We start from the raw sequence: 16,418 nt of genomic DNA, 5'->3' as shown, positions 1-16,418 counted from the left end.
GTGGAACAGGGAGGCGGGCGATGTTGCATCCCCCGCCTACCGGCGCCAGGAGAAGGGACCGGCGGCGCGGCGGCTCACCGGGCCGGGGTTGAGGTTGGGATACTCTTCATACTGGTTGAGGGTGTAGGGGAAGACGCCCTTCGGTCCCGCCGCCTCCGGCTGGGCCAGGACGGCGGCGACCAGGGCCGGGCTGGGCGGGGTGCGCTCGCGCAGGTCGCCGGGGATGTCATCGTCGAGTTCGGGGACGGTGACGGCGGGCGGGTCTTCCGGTTTCGGGGCGGGACGGGGGGCAGGCCTGGGAGCGGAGTCGCGGGCGGGCTGATCGAGGCCGGCGAACAGGCCGAGCCGCTCGGCCAGCCAGCGGACGGTGGCGGGATCGCCCGACGTGACCAGCCGCTCGATCTGCTCGGCCACCAGGATGCGCAGGGAGGAGAGGCGCAGCTCGGCCTCGCGGTTCAGCGCCTGCCGCTCCCACCAGACCCTGTGACGGAAATCCTTGGAGCCGTAATAGGCGCGCCAGAGCGTGGTTCGGCTGCATCCCATGGCGCGCGAGACCTGAAGGAAGCTGTTGCCACGGGCCAGCATGCCGGCGGCCATGATCCACTGTTCCTCATGGAACTGCGAACCGGGGACCAGCGAGCCTTCCGACGGAGTCGGCGGCTCTTCGGCCCAGCGGGGGAAGTTGTCGGTGGTGAAGCTACGGGGATCGAGGGGCATTGGGCGGCTCCGCAGAAAGGTGGGTCTGCGGGAAGCGTATAAGAATAATTTCCTTTATGGCGGAATTTTTGCAACAGCCGCCAGTACGGAGAGTCGAGGCATCGGGAGCAAGATTCACACGGATTTCACGGATTTAGACACGGATTTCACGGATTTTTCTTGAACTTGGCGACGCTTCGAGTACCTCGACACAGGTCGCTTCGGAACGCCACATCCGTGAAATCCGTGCTGAAATCCGTGAAATCCGTGTCGATCTTGCTCACCGACTCCACGGCGTCCCACCCGGACCAACCGCCGTCAGGAGCGGCGGAACATCTTGGTCCAGGGCGTCGGTACGTCCGGGGTCTTCGCCTGATCGGATTTCGACAGGGCCGACAGCGGCAGGCGGCCGGTCGCCAGCATCGCCATCACCAGCGCCGGATGCGCCGGGCCGGAACCGTGCTGGCCTTGGGAGTCGGACTGTTCGGCCTGCTCCGGCCGATTATCCGTGCCGCCATCCGGGCCGGGCTCCTCGTTCAGGGCCTCGTTGATGCGGGCGAAGGCTTCGATGTCTTTGATGTGCAGCATGGTCCGTATCCCTCGGCTTCGACTTTTGTGCGTCGCAGCAAAAACGAAGGTAACAGCTCTGCCCTCGAATGGTCTCATGTGCGGCGCTTTGACACAGGCCCTTTTCTAGCGGGCCGGTTCGCGGACCGCCAGCATAAGCCCGAAGCCAATGGCGAAGAAAGCCAGAACCGTCGCCATGCCGGCGCGCTGGCTAGCGAAGGCCTGGGTCGCCAGACCGAACAGCAGCGGTCCGAAGAAGCCGACGAAGCGGCCGGTCAGCCCGTAGAGCCCGAACATCTCCCCCGCCATGCCCGGCGGGGCCAGCCGCGCCATCATCGACCGCCCGGCCGCCTGGGCCGGCCCGAAGAACAGCCCCAACCCCAGCGCGAAGATCCAGAACCACAGCCGGTCGGTCGCCAGCAGCAGCGGCACCGAACAGGCGGTCATGCCGGCCAGCGCGATCAGGATCACCGGCTTGGCTCCCGCCCGGTCGTCCATCCAGGCGAAGCCGATGGCCCCCGCCCCCGCCACCACGTTGAGCGCGATGGCGAAGACGAGGATCTCCTCGAAGCTCATGCCGAAGGTCCCGGCGGCGAAGAGGCCGCCGAAGGCGGTGATGGTGTTGATGCCGTCGCGGTAGAAGGCGCTGGCGATCAGGAAGCGCCCGACCTCACGGTAGCGCCGGGCGTGGCGCAGCGTGGCGAGCAGCGTCGCCACCCCCTCGCGCGCCGCCCGCAGCAGGCCGTGGCCGGTCGCCGGCTCGTCCGGCACCCATAGGAAATAAGGCAGCGCGAACAGCCCGTACCACGCCGCGGCCAGCAGGGCGGTGGCGCGGACATTGGCCTGCTGGCCCCAGTCGGCCCACTCCATCCCGAACAGGCCGAACAGCGGGGCCGGCGCCTGGACGAAACCGACCAGCGCCAGGACGAGGCAGGCCAGCCCGCCGAAATAGCCGATGCCCCAGCCCCAGCCCGACACCCGGCCGAGCAGCCGCGGCGGCACCAGCCCCGGCAGGGTGGCGTTGTAGAAGACGTTGGCCAGCTCGAAGGCCACGGTGGCGACCACCACGCAGGAGAGCGCGAAGGCGGCATCGGCCGGATCGGGCCTGACCCACCACAGGGCGGCGGTGAACAGGACGGTGACCAGGGTGAACAGCGCCATCCACGGCTTGCGCCGTCCGGCCCGGTCGGCGACGGCGCCCAGCACCGGGCTGAGCAGCGCGATGGCGACGCCGGCCACCGTCATCGCCGCACTCCACCTTGCGGTGCCCTCGACCGGGTCGCCGACGACGCCGCGGGCGAAATAGACCGAGAAGACGAAGGTGGTGATGATGGTGTTGTAGGCCGAATTCGCCCAGTCGTAGAGGCACCAGGAGACGATGGCCCGGCGGGAGGGGATGTCGCCGGCGGGACTGTCGCTGGACGGGACGGCTTCGGTCACGCCCGCTTACTCCCGCTCACCCCCCGTCAGCCCGTCCACCCCGAAGGAGATCTGGTTGTTGTCGTAGCGGGCGACGATGCGCAGGCGGTCGCCGGCCGACAGGGCGATCGGCTTTTCCAGGAAGGTCATCGCCTGCTTCCAATGGTTGGTGCGCGAGCGGCTTTCCGACTTGTAGACCACCGCGTCGTCCATGAAGAGGTCGAACCAGAAGGCGACGCCGTGGCAGGTGCCGGCGGTGACGATGGTCACGTCGATCACCCGCTCGCCCTCCTCCGGCATGTTGCGGGTGAAGTCGAAATCCAGCGCGGTGAAGGGCTTGGACAGCGGGGTGTGGGCGTCGGCGCCGAGGTCGATCTGCTGGTAGCCGGGCGAGCGGAAGACGTCGAAGCTGCCCATGTCGAAACCGTCGATGGTCTCCACCGGGTTGATGCGGGCCAGCTCCGGCGTCTCGACCAGCATGGCGTAGACGGTGGAGGCGCGCGGGATGATGGCGCCGCCCGGCTTCACCAGATGGGTGCGGGCATGTTGCAGCACCGACAGCATGCGCGGGGCCAGCATGCCGATGTTGATCAGCTCCGACACGAAGACGTCGGCCTTCTCCGGCAAATCGCCGCCCTCGCCCACCGTCAGCTGGGTCGACAGGCGCGGCACCACGTCGATGCGGTCGCCATAGCCGTTGCGCGCCACCGTCTCCTTGGCGACGCGGGCCAGGATCGGGTTGACCTCGCAGGTCACCACCTTCTTCGCGCCCGCCCGCGCCGCCATCATGGCGACGATGCCGGAGCCGGTGCCGATCTCCAAAACCAGGGAGTCGGGCGTCACCGCCCGTTCCAGCGACTGCTTGTAGGCCTCGTTCCGCTCGAAATCGTTGATCATCGGCAGGTGCCAGCCGGGCACCGCGTTGGAATAGATCAGCCGGCGGGTGAACTTCACCATCGGGTGGTCGGGGGCCTGCTCGCGCGCCGCCTCGATCACTTCGATGGCCTCGGCGGCGCGGTCGAGGCTTTGCAGCACATGGGCAAGCCCGACCTGGGCCGGGACGAAGCGCGGGGCGGCGGCCAGCACGATGCGGAATTCCGCCTCCGCCTCGGCCAGCCGGCCGCGGGTGGAGAGCAGCTCCGCCAGGCTGTAATGCACGTCGAGATAGTCGGGCGCCTGGGCCAGCGCGGTGCGGAAATGCTCCTCCGCCTCCTCAAGCTCGCCCAGCTCGCGCAGGGTGGCGGCGAGGAAATGGTGCATCTCCGGCGCTTGCGCCCGCAGGTCCAGCGCGGCGCGGAAACAGTCGGCCGCCTCCTCCAGACGGCTTTGCGCCTTCAGCGCGTTGCCGAGGTTGCCGTGCAGCTCCGGCAGCCGCGGGTTGAGGGCGAGGCCGGCGCGGAACGCCTCCTCCGCCTCCGCCGGGCGGCCCTGCTGGAAAAGCAGGCTGCCGCGGCTGTTGTGGAAGGACGGGTCGTTGCCGTTCTCCGCGATGGCCTGGGCGAACAGATCGAGCGCGTTTTCCGGATGGTCGGTGTGGGCGGCGACCAGCCCCAGCAGATGCAGCGCCTGGGCGTTGTGCGGGTCGGTGGTCAGGATTGCCCGGCAGACCTGTTCCGCCCCCGCCAGATCGTTGCTGCGGAAACGCTTGGCCGCATCGAGCAGGGTCGGGGCGGAAGTGTCGGTCATCGCGGCAGGCTCCAAAGACGGCGGGACATGGGCGGGAACACGGGAAAAGGTCGCCGCACCATAGCGGGAATCGCCGCCCCGCTACAGCCTTTCGATCCGCACAGGGCGGTTGTACGCGCGCGATTATCAGCGCATCAATACCCGCAAAAGGAGAATATGGAGTCGGGTAGATGCTTGATGTGCGAATCACCAAAAATGTAACGGCCCTGCTGGCGGCGACGCTGCTGCTGGCGGCCTGCGCCACGGCGGAGATGGGCGGCGGCAGTGCCGGCGGGGGCGCCGATGCCGGCGGGTCGGCGGCGGCGCGGCGGTTCCAGGCGGTGCGGACCAGCCCGCCGGAGCTGCGCGCCTTCCTCTACCGCATGCCCAAGGGGGCGGACCTGCACAGCCACCTGACCGGTGCCGCCTATGCCGAGACCTACATGCGGATGGCGGCGGATGCCGGGCTCTGCTTCGACGTCAAGGCGCTGACGCTGGTGGCCCCGACGGCGCAGGCGCCCTGCGGCGACGCCAAGTCGGCCCGGCCGGGCGCCGCGGCGGTGATCGCCGACAGCGTGCTCTACCCGATGGCGCTGGACGCCCTGTCGACCCGCGATGCGCTGCCGGTCTCCGGCTACAGCCTGCACGACCAGTTCTTCGCCACCTTCGGGCGCTTCCGCGCCGCCAACTCCGTCCCCAACTCCACCGGCGACCTGCTGGCCGAGGTGGTGGACCGCGCCGGCCGGCAGGGCGAGCGGCATGTCGAGCTGATGGTGTCCTTCGGCACCGGCCCGGCCGCCGCCATCGGCAAGTCCTTCCCCTGGACGCCGCAGGCGGCGACCGACTTGGCCGGAACCGCCGACCGGCTGATCGCCGCCGGGCTGCCCGCCCTGGTCGCCCCGGCCCGGCAGGAGATCGACGCGGCGGAGGCGCGGATGCGCAGCGTCCTTGGCTGCGGCACGCCGGCGGCACGGCCGGGCTGTGCGGTGTCGGTGCGCTATCTCCAGCAGGTGTCGCGCACGCAGAGCCCCGGCCCGGTCTATGCCACCACCCTGTTCAACGCCCTGCTGGAGGCGCAGGAGCCGCGCGTCGTCGGGCTGAACTTCGTGGCGCCGGAGGACAACCCGGTGGCGCTCGACGATTACGACCTGCACATGCGGATGGTGGCCGAGGCGAAGCGGCGCCAGCCCGGCACCAACGTCGCGCTGCATGCCGGCGAGCTGACGCTGGGCCTCGTCCCGCCGGAGCGCCTGCGCGACCACATCCGCAAGGCGGTGGAGATCGCCGGGGCCAAGCGCATCGGCCATGGCGTCGACGTGATGTATGAGGACGACCCCCAGGGCCTGCTGCGGACGATGGCCGGGCGCAAGGTGGCGGTCGAGGTCAATTTGACCAGCAACGACAAGATCCTGGGCGTCAGCGGCAAGGCCCACCCGCTGCCGGTCTATCGTGCCGCCGGTGTGCCGGTGGTGCTGTCGACCGACGACGAGGGCGTCAGCCGGATCGACCTGACCAACGAGCTGCAGCGCGCGGTGGAGGAGTTCGGCTTCGGCTATGCCGACCTCGTCGGGCTGGCCCGCGCCAGCCTGGAGCACAGCTTCCTGCCCGGCGACAGCCTGTGGTCCACCCCCGGCTGCACGCCGCCGGTGCGTGAGGACGCCTGCCGCGCCGTGACCGCCCGCAGCGAGAAGGCGCGGGTCCAGTGGGGGCTGGAAGAGGCGCTGGCCCGCTTCGACCGCGAGATGGCGGGGACGCCGTAAACCGTCCCTTCCCCCTACCCCTCGTCGGCGTTCTCCCAGCCCCAGCGGGCCCAGGCGCCGTCGAGGAAGGCGGTCAGGCGGGGGCCGGCGGGAAGGCCGGGACAGGACAGCAGCGACGGCGCGATCCGGCCGGCGCCGCGGGTCCACCACAGGCTGGCGTCGGCGCGCAACGGACCGGACAGGCGGTCGAGCAGGGCGCGGGTGGCGGGGCTGACCCGCTCCGGCTCCGGCCGGCCGAGGATGGCGAGGCGGGCCGGCAACCCCTCCACATCGGTGCCGGCGCGGCAGGCGTCCGCCGCAAGGGACTCGGCGCGGGACAGCCAGGCGCCGCAGGCGGCGGGCGCGTCGGCGATGTCGAAGCCGGCGGGAAGGCCGGCGGCGATGGTGAAGGGATAGAGGCGGCCGACCCGGTCGGCGCTGGGCATCCAGACCCCGACCAGCGGGGTGGCGCCGCACAGGCCGGCCGACAGGGCGAAGCGCCAGACCGGCGCCTGGACGAACAGGGGCTCCCACTCCGCACCCAGCCGGCGGCCGGCCTCGCCCAGCGCCGCCGACAGCCAGCGGTCCCAGGGGCCGAGGACCGCCGACGGCAGGCCATGGCCGATGAAATCGCCGCGGCCCGGCACCTTGCCGTGGAATCCCACCACCGGATCGGCGCCGATCCCGCCGACCCCGGCCGCCAGGACGCGCGGCGTGGCGAAATAGCCCATCATGGCTGGGCGGCCCGGCCGGATTGGGCGGAAGAGGCCTGGGGCGTCGATTGCGCCAGCACCTCCAGCACGCGGGCGACCAGAACCTCATCGGGCGGGACGGGGGCGAAGCCGACGGCGAACAGGGCGGCGAGATGGTCGCCCAGGGCACGGCGCAGCACCTCGTTGGCCGGGCCGGGCAGCGTGCGCTGCCAGTCGAGCGCCAGCCATTCCGCCATGGCGCCGGCATCCATCGGCTCCGTTCCCCCGGCCGTTTGCCCGCCAATCATGCGCCCGGTGATCATCCGGTAGACGCGCAGGGTCTGGCGCAGCTGGTCGGGCAAGGCCCAGTCGGCGCGCAGCCGCTCCTCCAGCCGCAGGGCGATGCGGGCCAGGAACTGGCTGCGCAGGGCGCGGCGGTAGGCCTCCTGCGCCGGGGCGGCGATGCGGCCCCCCTGGTAGAGGCCGCCGGCCAGCGCCGGGCCTGCCCACAACTGCCCGGCCCACAACTGTCCCGGCCGACCCTGCGCATCGTCGAACGCCAGCGGCAGGGCGCGCAGGGCATCCAATGCCGGCAGGATCGCCGCGGGGTCGGCATCGTCCACCCGGACCAGGGAGCGCGGCGGGGTGTCGAGCGGGCGCAGCGCCGCCTCCACCGCCGCGGCGCCGGCATCGGCGCGCTCCAGCAGGGCGGCGTTGCCGCGGGCGCTGACCAGCCACCAGCCGCCGACGGCCAGGGCGAGCGCCAGCGCGGCGGCGGCGGACAGCAGGGCCCGGCGGCGGCGGGCGCGCTCCACCCGCCGGTCGACCTGGGCGAGGTTGGCCTCCGGGAAGACCACGTCGGGCAGCAGCCGTTCGAGGAAATAGGTGGAGGCCGGTCCGCCGCCCCCGGGGCCGCCCTCGGGATCGAGCAGGGCGAGCGAGGCGTCGGTCTGGGTGGCGCTGGTCAGGTAGAGGCCGCGCAGGCGCGGCGTCTCCTCGCCATGTTCGGAGCCGAAGGCGGTGTCGACGATGTCGGCCAGCGCCGGCTCAAGCTCCGCCACGCGCAGCGGCAGGGCGAAGGCGTCGCTGCGGCGGCGGATGTCCGGCTCCTGGTGCAGCCGGTCGAGCAACCGCTCGTCCAGCCGCCGCACCAGCCCGGCATAAAGCGCGCGGAAGACGGGAAGCGGACCGCCGGAGCCGTCGGGCGCCGTCTCTTCCGCCGGCTCGGGCGCCGGCAGGGTCAGGCCCCAGACCTGCCCGCGCGCCTCGCGGTCGAGCGGGTCGAAGAAGGTGGCGAAGCCGTCGAGCAGGTCGGCCTTGGTCAGCAGCAGATAGACCGGCAGCCGCACGCCCAGCTGCACCCGCAGCTCGTTCAGGCGCTGGCGGATCAGGATGGCGTGGTTGCGCCGCTCGGCGTCGGTCCAGCCCGTCAATTCGGGAATGCTGACGGTGAGGAGGACGCCGTTGGCGGGCTGGCGCGGGCGGTGCTCCTTCAGGAGGTCGAGCAGGCCGGACCACACCCGTCCGTCCACCGCGCGCCGGCTGTCCTGGGTGGTGTAGCGGCCGGCGGTGTCGATCAGCACGGCGCGGTCGGTGAACCACCAGTCGCAGTTGCGGGTGCCGCCCAAGCCTGCGAACGGACCTGCCAGCGATTGAGCGGCCGTCCCGTCGGGCGAGAGGGCGGCGAGGCCGGTGTTGGCCAGCGCGGTGGTCTTGCCCGAACCGGGGGCGCCGATCACCAGATACCAGGGAAGCTGGTAGAGATAGCGACCGCCCCGGCGCTTGCGCAGCTGGGCCAGCACGCCGTCGAGCCGCTTGCGGACCGTGCCGATCTCCTCCAGCGAGACCTTCAGCTCGGGATCGCGGGTAGCGGCCAGCGCCTCCAGCAGGCGGGCGTTGGCGGCGCGCTCGCGGGCGTCGATGCGGCGGTTGACGGCGATCCAGCCGGCCAGCGCCAGGACCAGCGGCAGCAGGCGGACGCTCCAGTCCGGCTGGATGGTCGGCAGCAGCTGCGGGGCGAAGGTCGCGGCCAGACGCGGCAGCAGCAGCCAGCCGGCCAGCCCCAGCGCCAGCACCCCCGACAGCGACGTCGCCCAGCGGGTGCGGGCGGAGCGGTGCGGCGAGGGGACGGCCCCGGCGGCAGCCCCAGCGGCAGACCTTGCGGCGGCGCGCTTGCGGCCCTTGCCGGGCGTCGTCGCCGTCCGGGCGCCGGCCTTGGGGGAACGGGGTTCGGCCATGGCGGGCGCCCTAATGCGGATAGAGGCGGATGTCGATCCGCCGGTTGGCGTCGCGCCCGGCCTGCGTGTCGTTCAGCGCAATCGGCTCCTGGTCGCCATGGCCCTCGGCCGACAGGCGGGCGGGCGGCAGCGAGCGCTCCAGCAGTTTGCGCACAGCCTCGGCACGGGCATCTGTCAGAGCCTGCGCAGCCGGCAGGCGGCCGCCGGGCGGGGTCTGGTCGTCGGTGTGGGCGACCACCAGCACGCTGCCGGGTTCCGCCGCCAGGGTCTGGCCGACCCGCTCGACGATGGCGCGGTGGCGGGCCTTCACGGCGTCGCTGCCGGTGGCGAACATCGCCGCCGCCGGAACGCGGATGACCAGGGCGCCATCCTCTCCCGCCAGCACCTCCACCGCACCGGTGCGGATTTCCGGGGCGAGCTGGCCGGTGATGCGGCCAATCAGCGCCGGGCCGGCGGTGGGCGGCGGCGGCGGGACCAGCCGGGCGATCTCGATCGGGCGGTCGGGCAGCAAGGCGGCGATGCGGGCGACCACCGGCTCCGCCTGCCGGTCAAGGGTGCCGGCGAGATGGACGTAGAGGCCGGACAGGCCGAGCGCCACCACCGCCCAGACGATCCAGCCCGGCACAGCGCTCACCGGATTGCCGAACAGGGTGTTGGGCGGCCGGAACGGCTCCGCCACCCCGGTCCAGGCCGGCGACAGCTCCGCCGCCACGTCGCCGCGGGCACGGCGCAGGATGCGGTACAGCTCGTCGCGCAGGCGGGCGAGGTCGTGGCCGCCGCCGGGCCGGTCGCGGAACCGGCCCTCGAAACCCAGCGACAGGCAGGCGTAGAACAGCTCCAGCGCGTGGCGGTGGCGGCGCGGGTCGCCCAGCATGCCGTCGAGCAGGTCGAAGAACCGCAAGCCTGCACCCGGTTCCGCTATGGCGGCCCCGCCATGGCCGGCGGCACGGGCGACGTCGTCCAGAGTGGCGGCCAGCGCAATGCGGGCGGCGCGGACCTCGTCCGGGTCGAGGCCGGAGGCGGAGGCGGCGCGGTCGAAACGCTCCAGCGCCGCGGCGGCGGCGGCGCGGGGCTGATCGGTCAGGCTGCGGTCGCGCAACGCGCCGACCAGCGCCAGCACCGGCGCGGCAATGCCGAGCAGGGGATTGAGGGGGGATGGACCCGGAGCGACCGGCAGGCGGGGGGGCGGATTTGCGGTGCCGGGAGAAGGATCGTCGGATGCCAGGGCGGCAAGAACGGCGGCGAGCGGCCGCTCGTCCGCCTCCGCCATGCCCGGTCCGTCCAATCGCTCTTCCGCCTGCATCTGTCGTCCGCTCTGGAGAAATCCGGGGGGAGGTATAGCAGGGTCGGGGCGGCGGGGGAAACCTGGGGCGCGGCGTCGGCCTCCTACCGCACGCCGCTGTTGCTGTAGTCGTACTGCACCCTGGGCGCGGCGCCGGAGCCGCCGGCGATCTTTTCGATCAGCGAGCCGATGCCGCCGACCGGGACACCGCCGGGCCGCGCGTCGGCCGACGCCACCGGCACCCCGCCCTGCGGCCCGGTGCCCGGCGGCAGGATTGCCGGCATCACGCTTCCGGGGGGCGGGCTCCAGGCCGGGGCGCCGTCCAGGCCGGGAAGCGGGCGGGCGGGCTTGCCGGCATGGGCGTCTGCCATGAACTCGCGCCACAGCTTGGCCGGCAGGGTGCCGCCGGTGACCTTCCTCATCGCCTCGTTGTTGTCGTTGCCGAGCCAGACGCCGGCGACCAGATCGGCGGTGAAGCCGACGAACCAGGCGTCGTGATAGTCCTGGGTGGTGCCGGACTTGGCCGCCGCCGGGCGGTTCAGCTTCGCGCTGCGGCCGGTGCCGTAATCGAGCACGCCGGTCATCATGCGGGACAGTTGCACCGCATGGGCGGGATCGACCACCGGACTGCCGCCGCCGCCCTGGCGCCGGTAGAGGACGGTGCCGTCGCGGCTTTTGATCTCGGTGATGGCATAGGCCCAGACGGGAACGCCGCGGTTGGCGATGCCGGCATAGGCGCGCACCAGCTCCAGCGGCGTCACCTCGCTGGTGCCGAGGCCCAGCGACAGGTCGCGGGTGAGCGGCGAGGAGATGCCGAGGTTGGACGCGATGCGCCGCACCCGGTCGGTGCCGACCCGGTCGATCAGCCGCGCCGTCGCGGTGTTGGAGGAATGGGCCAGCGCCGAGGCCAGCGTGATGCTGCCGCGGTACTTGCCGTCGTAATTGCCGGGGCTCCAGTTGGCGAGCTGCACGGGAGCGTCGTCGATCAGGCTGTCCGGGGTCCAGCCCGACTCCAGAGCCGCCAGATAGACGAAGGGCTTGAAGGCCGATCCCGGCTGGCGCAGCGCCTGGGTGGCGCGGTTGAACTCGCTGCCGTCGTAATCGCGGCCGCCGACCAGGGCGCGGACGGCGCCGTCGGGGCTCATGGCGACCAGCGTTCCCTGGCGGACGTTGGCGGCGGCGCCGGGACCGGCCAGCAGGGCCTCCAGCCGCTGTTCGGCGGCGCGCTGCATCTTCAAATCCAGCGTGGTGCGGACGATGACGTCGCCATGGTCGGGGCCGGCGAAGCCCGGCACCAGATCGGTCACCCAATCGGCGAAATAGCGGCCGTCGCCGCCGGGCTTTCGCTTGGGCGACGGCTTGGCGGCGCGGGCGGCCTCGTACTGCGGCTGGGTCAGGTAGCCGGCGTCCAGCATCGCCGCCATCACCACCCGCGCCCGCTCCGCCGACTCGTCGGGGTTGGAGCTGGGGGCGTAGCGCGACGGCGCCTTCAACAGGCCGGCCAGCACCGCCGATTCGCGCACGTCGACCTCGGTCGCCGGCTTGCCGAAATAGGTGCGGGCGGCGGCGTCCACCCCGAAGGTGCCGGCGCCGAGATAGACGCGGTTCAGATAGGCGGTGAGGATCTGGTCCTTGGTGAAGCGGCTCTCCAGCCACAGCGCCAGCATCGCCTCCTGGATCTTGCGCTTCAGCGATTTCTCGGGCGTCAGGAACAGGTTCTTGGCGAGCTGCTGGGTGATGGTGGAACCGCCCTGCACCGCCCGGCCGGAGCGCCAGTTGACATAGACCGCGCGGGCGAGGCCGAGCGGGTCGATGCCGAAATGGCTGTAGAAGCGGCGGTCCTCGATGGCCAGCACGGCGCCAACCAGATGCGGCGGCAGGTCGCGCACGCTGAGCGTCGTGCCGTGCAGGTCGCCGAAGCGGGCGAACTCGCTGCCGTCGGCGGCCAGCACGGTGATCGAGGCGCGGCGTTCGAACTGCGCCACCTTGGAGATGTCCGGCAGGTCGAGCGCGAACCACGCCAGCACCGCACCCAGCCCGATGCCGCACCAGATGGCGGCGACGAGGCCCCACTGGACCAGACGCCTCATCCAGCCGCCGCCGTTCTTCCGGGGCGGCTGCGGCGCCCGGCCGGGGCGGCCGGCGGGCTGGGCCGAGAGCTGCGGAGACGGCGGCGGCGGGCTGCCGCCGGACCGGCGAGCGGATGGGGTCGGCTGCTGCTTCGGTTTCGGCAAGGAGATCCTTGGAAGGGAGAGGGACGGCAGGGTGAAGTTCGGCAGCTTGAAGCCGGGCAGGCCGCGGGACCGGCGGCGGGGCTGCCTGAAGGGTGTCGGCGGCGGGGCGGCCGACGGCGGCGGGGACCTGCGGCGCGGCTTGCCCTTGCCGGCGGCCGCCAGCCGGTCGCGGGCAAGCTCGACCGCCTTGGCGGCGAACAGGCGCGCAAACTCGCCGGCCGTCAGCCGGTCGAGCGGCGACGGGTCTTCGCGGGTGCGGACCGGGCGGGGACCGGCGTAGAGCTGGCTGCTCCGGCGCTGGTCCGTCCCATGGTCCGTCTGGTGGTCCGGTCGGTCGGCGGTCACGGCGCGCTCGCTGGCCCTGTCAGGTCTGGGTGGTGAGTGCGGGAAACGTTCCCGCTTCGATCCTCATACGCTCACAGCCGCTTGGCCGGAAGACCGGTGGAGGAGCGACGATTATTTGTCTCCGGACCGTGGCGAAAGGATGACTCTATCCGAAATTGCGGGGGCCTCCCTCTCCCCCCGGGGAGAGGGTCGGGGTGAGGGGGATGCATGGGATGGATTTGGTGGGGAGCGGGAAGTGCGCGAACTCTTGAAAATCCTCGCCGCGCGTCCCCCTCACCCTAACCCTCTCCCCGGGGGGAGAGGGGATCCTTGCCGGGAGAGGGAGATCAAAGCGGCAGCGTCACCGTGGCGCGCAGGCCGCCCCCGCTGCGGTTCGCCAGCGTCACATCGCCGCCATGGCCGCGGATGACGCTGCGGGCGGTGGACAGGCCCAGCCCGACGCCGCCGGTGTCGCGGGACCGCGAGCGCTCCAGCCGGTAGAAGGGGGCGAAGACCTTCTCGAACTCCGCCTCCGGGATGCCGGGACCGTCGTCGTCGATGTGGATCAGGGCATTGGCGTGGGCCTGGGAGTGGGCTTGGGCGCCGTCCGGGCCGGTCTCCAGCCGGACGGTGAAGCCGCCGCCATATTTGATCGCGTTGTCCATCAGGTTGGCCAGCGCCCGGCGCAGCGCCACGGTGCGGCCCTCCGCCACCGCATGGGCGGGGCCTTCGTAGACGGCGCGGTGGCCGGCGTCGACGCGGTCGTCGCACAGGCTCTGCAGCAGGTCGGCAAGGTCGAAGCGGCCGCGCGGCTCGCGCTGGGCGTCGTCGCGGGCGAAGGCCAGCGTGGCGGAGATCATCGCCTCCATCTCGTCGAGGTCGGCCAGCATCCGGCGCTGCATCTCCGGATCGTCGACCAGCTCGGCGCGCAGGCGAAGCCGGGTGATCGGCGTGCGCAGGTCATGGCCGATCGCCGCCAGCATCTGGGTGCGGTCGGCGACGAAGCGGGCGAGGCGCGCCTGCATCCGGTTGAAGGCGCGGGTGGCGGCGCGCAGCTCCAGCGGCCCTTCCTCCGGCAGCGGATCGGCCTGCCCGTCGACGCTGAGCCGTTCGGCGGCGGCGGCGAAGCCGGCCAGCGGCGCCGTCACCCGGCGGGCGGCGAGCAGCGACACCAGCAGGATCACCGCGACGATGGCGCCCATCCACAGCACGAAGCGGACGATGCCGAAGGGGCCGGGCAGCGGCTCGCCGCCGGTGAAGCTGAGCCAGGAGCCGTCGCCGAGCCGCACCGACAGCCGGACATGCGGCCCCCAGTGCCGGGGCTCGTCGCCCGCCATGAAGGGCGGCGGCGGTGGGGCGTCTTTACGGGGCGGCCGCTGGATTTCGATCAGGATGTTGCGGTCGGCGGTGTCGAGCTGCTCGCTCAGCCGGCGCTTCAGCCCCTCGAACCGGCCGCCGGCATAGGTGCCGGGCGACAGCGGCGGCGGCCGGTCGGGGCGCAGCTCGACCCGCAGGACGGGGTCGTCGATGGCGCGCACCACCCGCTCGCGCCCCGGCGGCGGCGTGCTCTCCACCAGCTGGACGATGGCGGTGACACGCTGGATCAGCACGTTGGGGCCGTGGATCGGCGGCCCCTCGCTGCGGTCGGTCAGATAAACCAGCGCGCTGATCGCCTGGGTCAGCAGCAGGGCCAGCACCACCGTCAGGGCGATGCGCGCGGCGAGGCTGTCGGGGAAGCGGACGGGCAGCCGGCGGAAGGCGCCGCGGCGGCGGGCGAGCCTGGATTTGGCCGTTTCCGGCTGGGATTTGGCCGTTTCCGGCTGGGCGGTCATGGCGCCACACCGCCGTTACTGACGGTCGGCGTGAAGAGATAGCCGCCGCCGCGCACCGTCTTGATCAGCGTCGGGTCGGCCGGATCGGGTTCGATCTTGCGGCGCAGGCGGCTGACCTGCACGTCGATGGAGCGGTCGAAGGGCACCGCCGAGCGGCCGCGCGCCAGATCGAGCAGCTGGTCGCGGGTCAGCACCCGCTGCGGATGCTCGACGAAGGCGACCAGCAGGTCGTATTCGCCGGCCGACAGCTGGACCAGCACGCCGTCGGGCGAGCGCAGCTCGCGCTTGGTGAGGTCGAGCGACCAGCCCTCGAAGCGCAGCACGGTGCCGGCCGCCGCAGGCGCGCCCGCCACCGGCGGGGCGGAGACGCGGCGCAGCACCGCCTTGATGCGGGCCAGCAGCTCGCGCGGGCTGAAGGGCTTCGCCAGATAGTCGTCGGCGCCCATCTCCAGCCCGACGATGCGGTCGGTCTCCTCCCCCATGGCGGTCAGCATGATGACGGGGGTCTGCGCCGTCTGCGGCGTCGCGCGCAGGCGGCGGCAGAGCGACAGTCCGTCCTCCCCCGGCAGCATCAGGTCGAGAACGATCAGGTCGACGCGGGCGCCGTCGAGCGTGCGCATCATCTCCGCCCCGTCCCGGACCCCGGTGACCCGGAAGCCGTGCTTGGTCAGGAACTGGGCGACGAGGGAGCGGATTTCGCGGTCATCGTCGACGACGAGGAGATGGGGCGTGCGGTCCATGGCCCCATGATCGGGCGCCGCGCCGCGGGCGTGAAGGGGAAATGTGTAACGCCCGGTTACGGGACGGCCCGCGGTTACACTCTGTTACCAAATGACCGGTTTGCGGACATTCGACCGCAACGTTCGGCGCCCATTGTCTGGTCATCGGGACAACGACGGCGACACAGCCGGCACCGTCCCAACGGAATAAGCCCCCTCCATCCGGGGTTTAGACAGCACCAACACACCGAGGAGTCGACACCATGAAACGCGCCCTTCTGACGTCCGCCCTGCTGGTCGCCGGTCTCGGCGTGGCCGTTCCGGTCTTCGCCCAGGGTGGTCCGGCCGGCGGCCCGCCTCCCGGCGGTCCCGACCGCCACTTCGCCCGCATGTGCGAGGACCAGGAGGCCCGTCTGGCCGGCAAGCTGGCCTATGCGGAGAAGAAGCTGAACATCACCGAGCAGCAGCGCGCCGCCTGGACCAAGTTCGCCGACGCCGCCCGCTCCAGCCTGAAGCCGACGCAGGATTCTGTGCGTCAAGTTCAAGGACGCCCCGCCGCCGGCAGCCCTGCCGCAGCGCCTTGAACGCGCCGAGCAGATGATGCAGGCCCACCTGCAGCAGGTCCAGACCGTCCGCCCGGCCCTGACCGACCTCTACGCCCAGCTGACGCCCGACCAGCAGAAGCAGGCCGACCGCATGCTGAACCCGGGACCGGGCGGCATGGGCGGCCACCATATGGGCCCGCACCATGGCGGCCCGGGCGGCTGGGACCATGACGGTCCGCGGCATGGCATGGGTCCGGGCAAGGGCCCCGGGCCGGGCCCGGCGCCGGCACCGCAGGAGCCGCCCAAGGGATAACGTAACAGACTGGCTGACGTAACAGAGAGACTCCCGGCGGCGATCCCAAGCCCCCCAACGCAGCCGCCGTGAGCCCGAGGGCCGCCGAACCCCCATTCGGCGGCCCTTTTCGTCTCCAGACTCTCGTTTCCAGCGTCTTTCGCTTCGCCCCGAA

At 72.1% G+C, this 16,418-nt stretch carries 13 protein-coding genes; 3 read left to right on the top strand and 10 right to left on the bottom strand.

Annotated elements, in window-relative coordinates:
• Positions 1-36: 36 nt before the first annotated feature.
• The 4 genes from ACWPN8_RS03035 to ACWPN8_RS03020 all read right to left on the bottom strand — a co-directional run bounded on the left by ACWPN8_RS03035 (position 37) and on the right by ACWPN8_RS03020 (position 4,368).
• A complete protein-coding gene (locus tag ACWPN8_RS03035) occupies positions 37-717 on the bottom strand; it encodes a hypothetical protein (protein ID WP_492239874.1) in 681 nt (226 codons plus the stop codon).
• 297 nt (positions 718-1,014) lie between these two features.
• Positions 1,015-1,284, bottom strand: a complete 270-nt coding sequence (locus tag ACWPN8_RS03030; protein ID WP_109095860.1) for a hypothetical protein — start codon at positions 1,282-1,284, stop codon at positions 1,015-1,017.
• 105 nt (positions 1,285-1,389) lie between these two features.
• Positions 1,390-2,703, bottom strand: coding sequence for an MFS transporter (locus ACWPN8_RS03025; RefSeq protein ID WP_492239873.1), 1,314 nt, complete (start codon positions 2,701-2,703; stop codon positions 1,390-1,392).
• 6 nt (positions 2,704-2,709) lie between these two features.
• Positions 2,710-4,368 (bottom strand): tetratricopeptide repeat protein, encoded by a 1,659-nt coding sequence (locus ACWPN8_RS03020; protein ID WP_109095861.1) that lies wholly within the window; start codon positions 4,366-4,368, stop codon positions 2,710-2,712.
• A 170-nt stretch (positions 4,369-4,538) separates the two neighbouring features.
• Here ACWPN8_RS03020 and ACWPN8_RS03015 point away from each other — a divergent pair, with 170 nt between their 5' ends.
• Positions 4,539-6,107, top strand: coding sequence for an adenosine deaminase family protein (locus ACWPN8_RS03015; protein WP_492239872.1), 1,569 nt, complete (start codon positions 4,539-4,541; stop codon positions 6,105-6,107).
• A gap of 14 nt (positions 6,108-6,121) precedes the next feature.
• Here the strand turns inward: ACWPN8_RS03015 and tagF are convergent, their stop codons facing one another.
• From tagF to ACWPN8_RS02985, 6 genes are all read right to left on the bottom strand, one after another.
• A complete protein-coding gene (gene tagF, locus ACWPN8_RS03010) occupies positions 6,122-6,820 on the bottom strand; it encodes a type VI secretion system-associated protein TagF (RefSeq protein WP_492239871.1) in 699 nt (232 codons plus the stop codon).
• Entirely contained in the window at positions 6,817-9,015 is a 2,199-nt protein-coding gene (tssM, locus tag ACWPN8_RS03005) for a type VI secretion system membrane subunit TssM (protein ID WP_492239870.1), read from the bottom strand. Before tssM ends, tagF begins: the two co-directional genes overlap by 4 nt.
• A 10-nt stretch (positions 9,016-9,025) precedes the next feature.
• Positions 9,026-10,318 carry a type IVB secretion system protein IcmH/DotU gene (gene icmH / locus ACWPN8_RS03000; RefSeq protein WP_492239869.1) on the bottom strand — a complete coding sequence of 431 codons (1,293 nt, stop codon included), beginning with the start codon at positions 10,316-10,318 and terminating at the stop codon, positions 9,026-9,028.
• A gap of 83 nt (positions 10,319-10,401) precedes the next feature.
• On the bottom strand, positions 10,402-12,876 hold the full coding sequence (locus ACWPN8_RS02995; RefSeq protein ID WP_492239868.1) for a transglycosylase domain-containing protein: 2,475 nt from the start codon (positions 12,874-12,876) through the stop codon (positions 10,402-10,404).
• A gap of 326 nt (positions 12,877-13,202) precedes the next feature.
• The gene (locus ACWPN8_RS02990) at positions 13,203-14,687 is read right to left on the bottom strand and encodes an ATP-binding protein (protein ID WP_492239867.1); all 1,485 of its coding nucleotides are present in this window, start codon (positions 14,685-14,687) and stop codon (positions 13,203-13,205) included.
• Positions 14,684-15,427, bottom strand: coding sequence for a response regulator (locus ACWPN8_RS02985; protein WP_098740737.1), 744 nt, complete (start codon positions 15,425-15,427; stop codon positions 14,684-14,686). The genes ACWPN8_RS02990 and ACWPN8_RS02985 overlap by 4 nt, the downstream gene beginning before the upstream one ends.
• 242 nt (positions 15,428-15,669) lie before the next feature.
• On the opposite strand from ACWPN8_RS02985, the gene ACWPN8_RS02980 reads away from it, so the two are divergent.
• Both ACWPN8_RS02980 and ACWPN8_RS02975 read left to right on the top strand, forming a co-directional pair.
• Complete coding sequence (locus ACWPN8_RS02980; protein WP_492239866.1) at positions 15,670-15,990, top strand: Spy/CpxP family protein refolding chaperone; 321 nt, start codon at positions 15,670-15,672, stop codon at positions 15,988-15,990.
• A gap of 13 nt (positions 15,991-16,003) precedes the next feature.
• On the top strand, positions 16,004-16,264 hold the full coding sequence (locus ACWPN8_RS02975) for a Spy/CpxP family protein refolding chaperone (RefSeq protein WP_492239865.1): 261 nt from the start codon (positions 16,004-16,006) through the stop codon (positions 16,262-16,264).
• The last annotated feature ends 154 nt before the right edge of the window (positions 16,265-16,418 follow it).

This window comes from Azospirillum sp. UENF 112521, assembly GCF_058780665.1.
The sequence above is the reverse complement of the archived record's forward strand: the minus strand, read 5'-3'. Positions and strand labels throughout refer to the sequence as shown.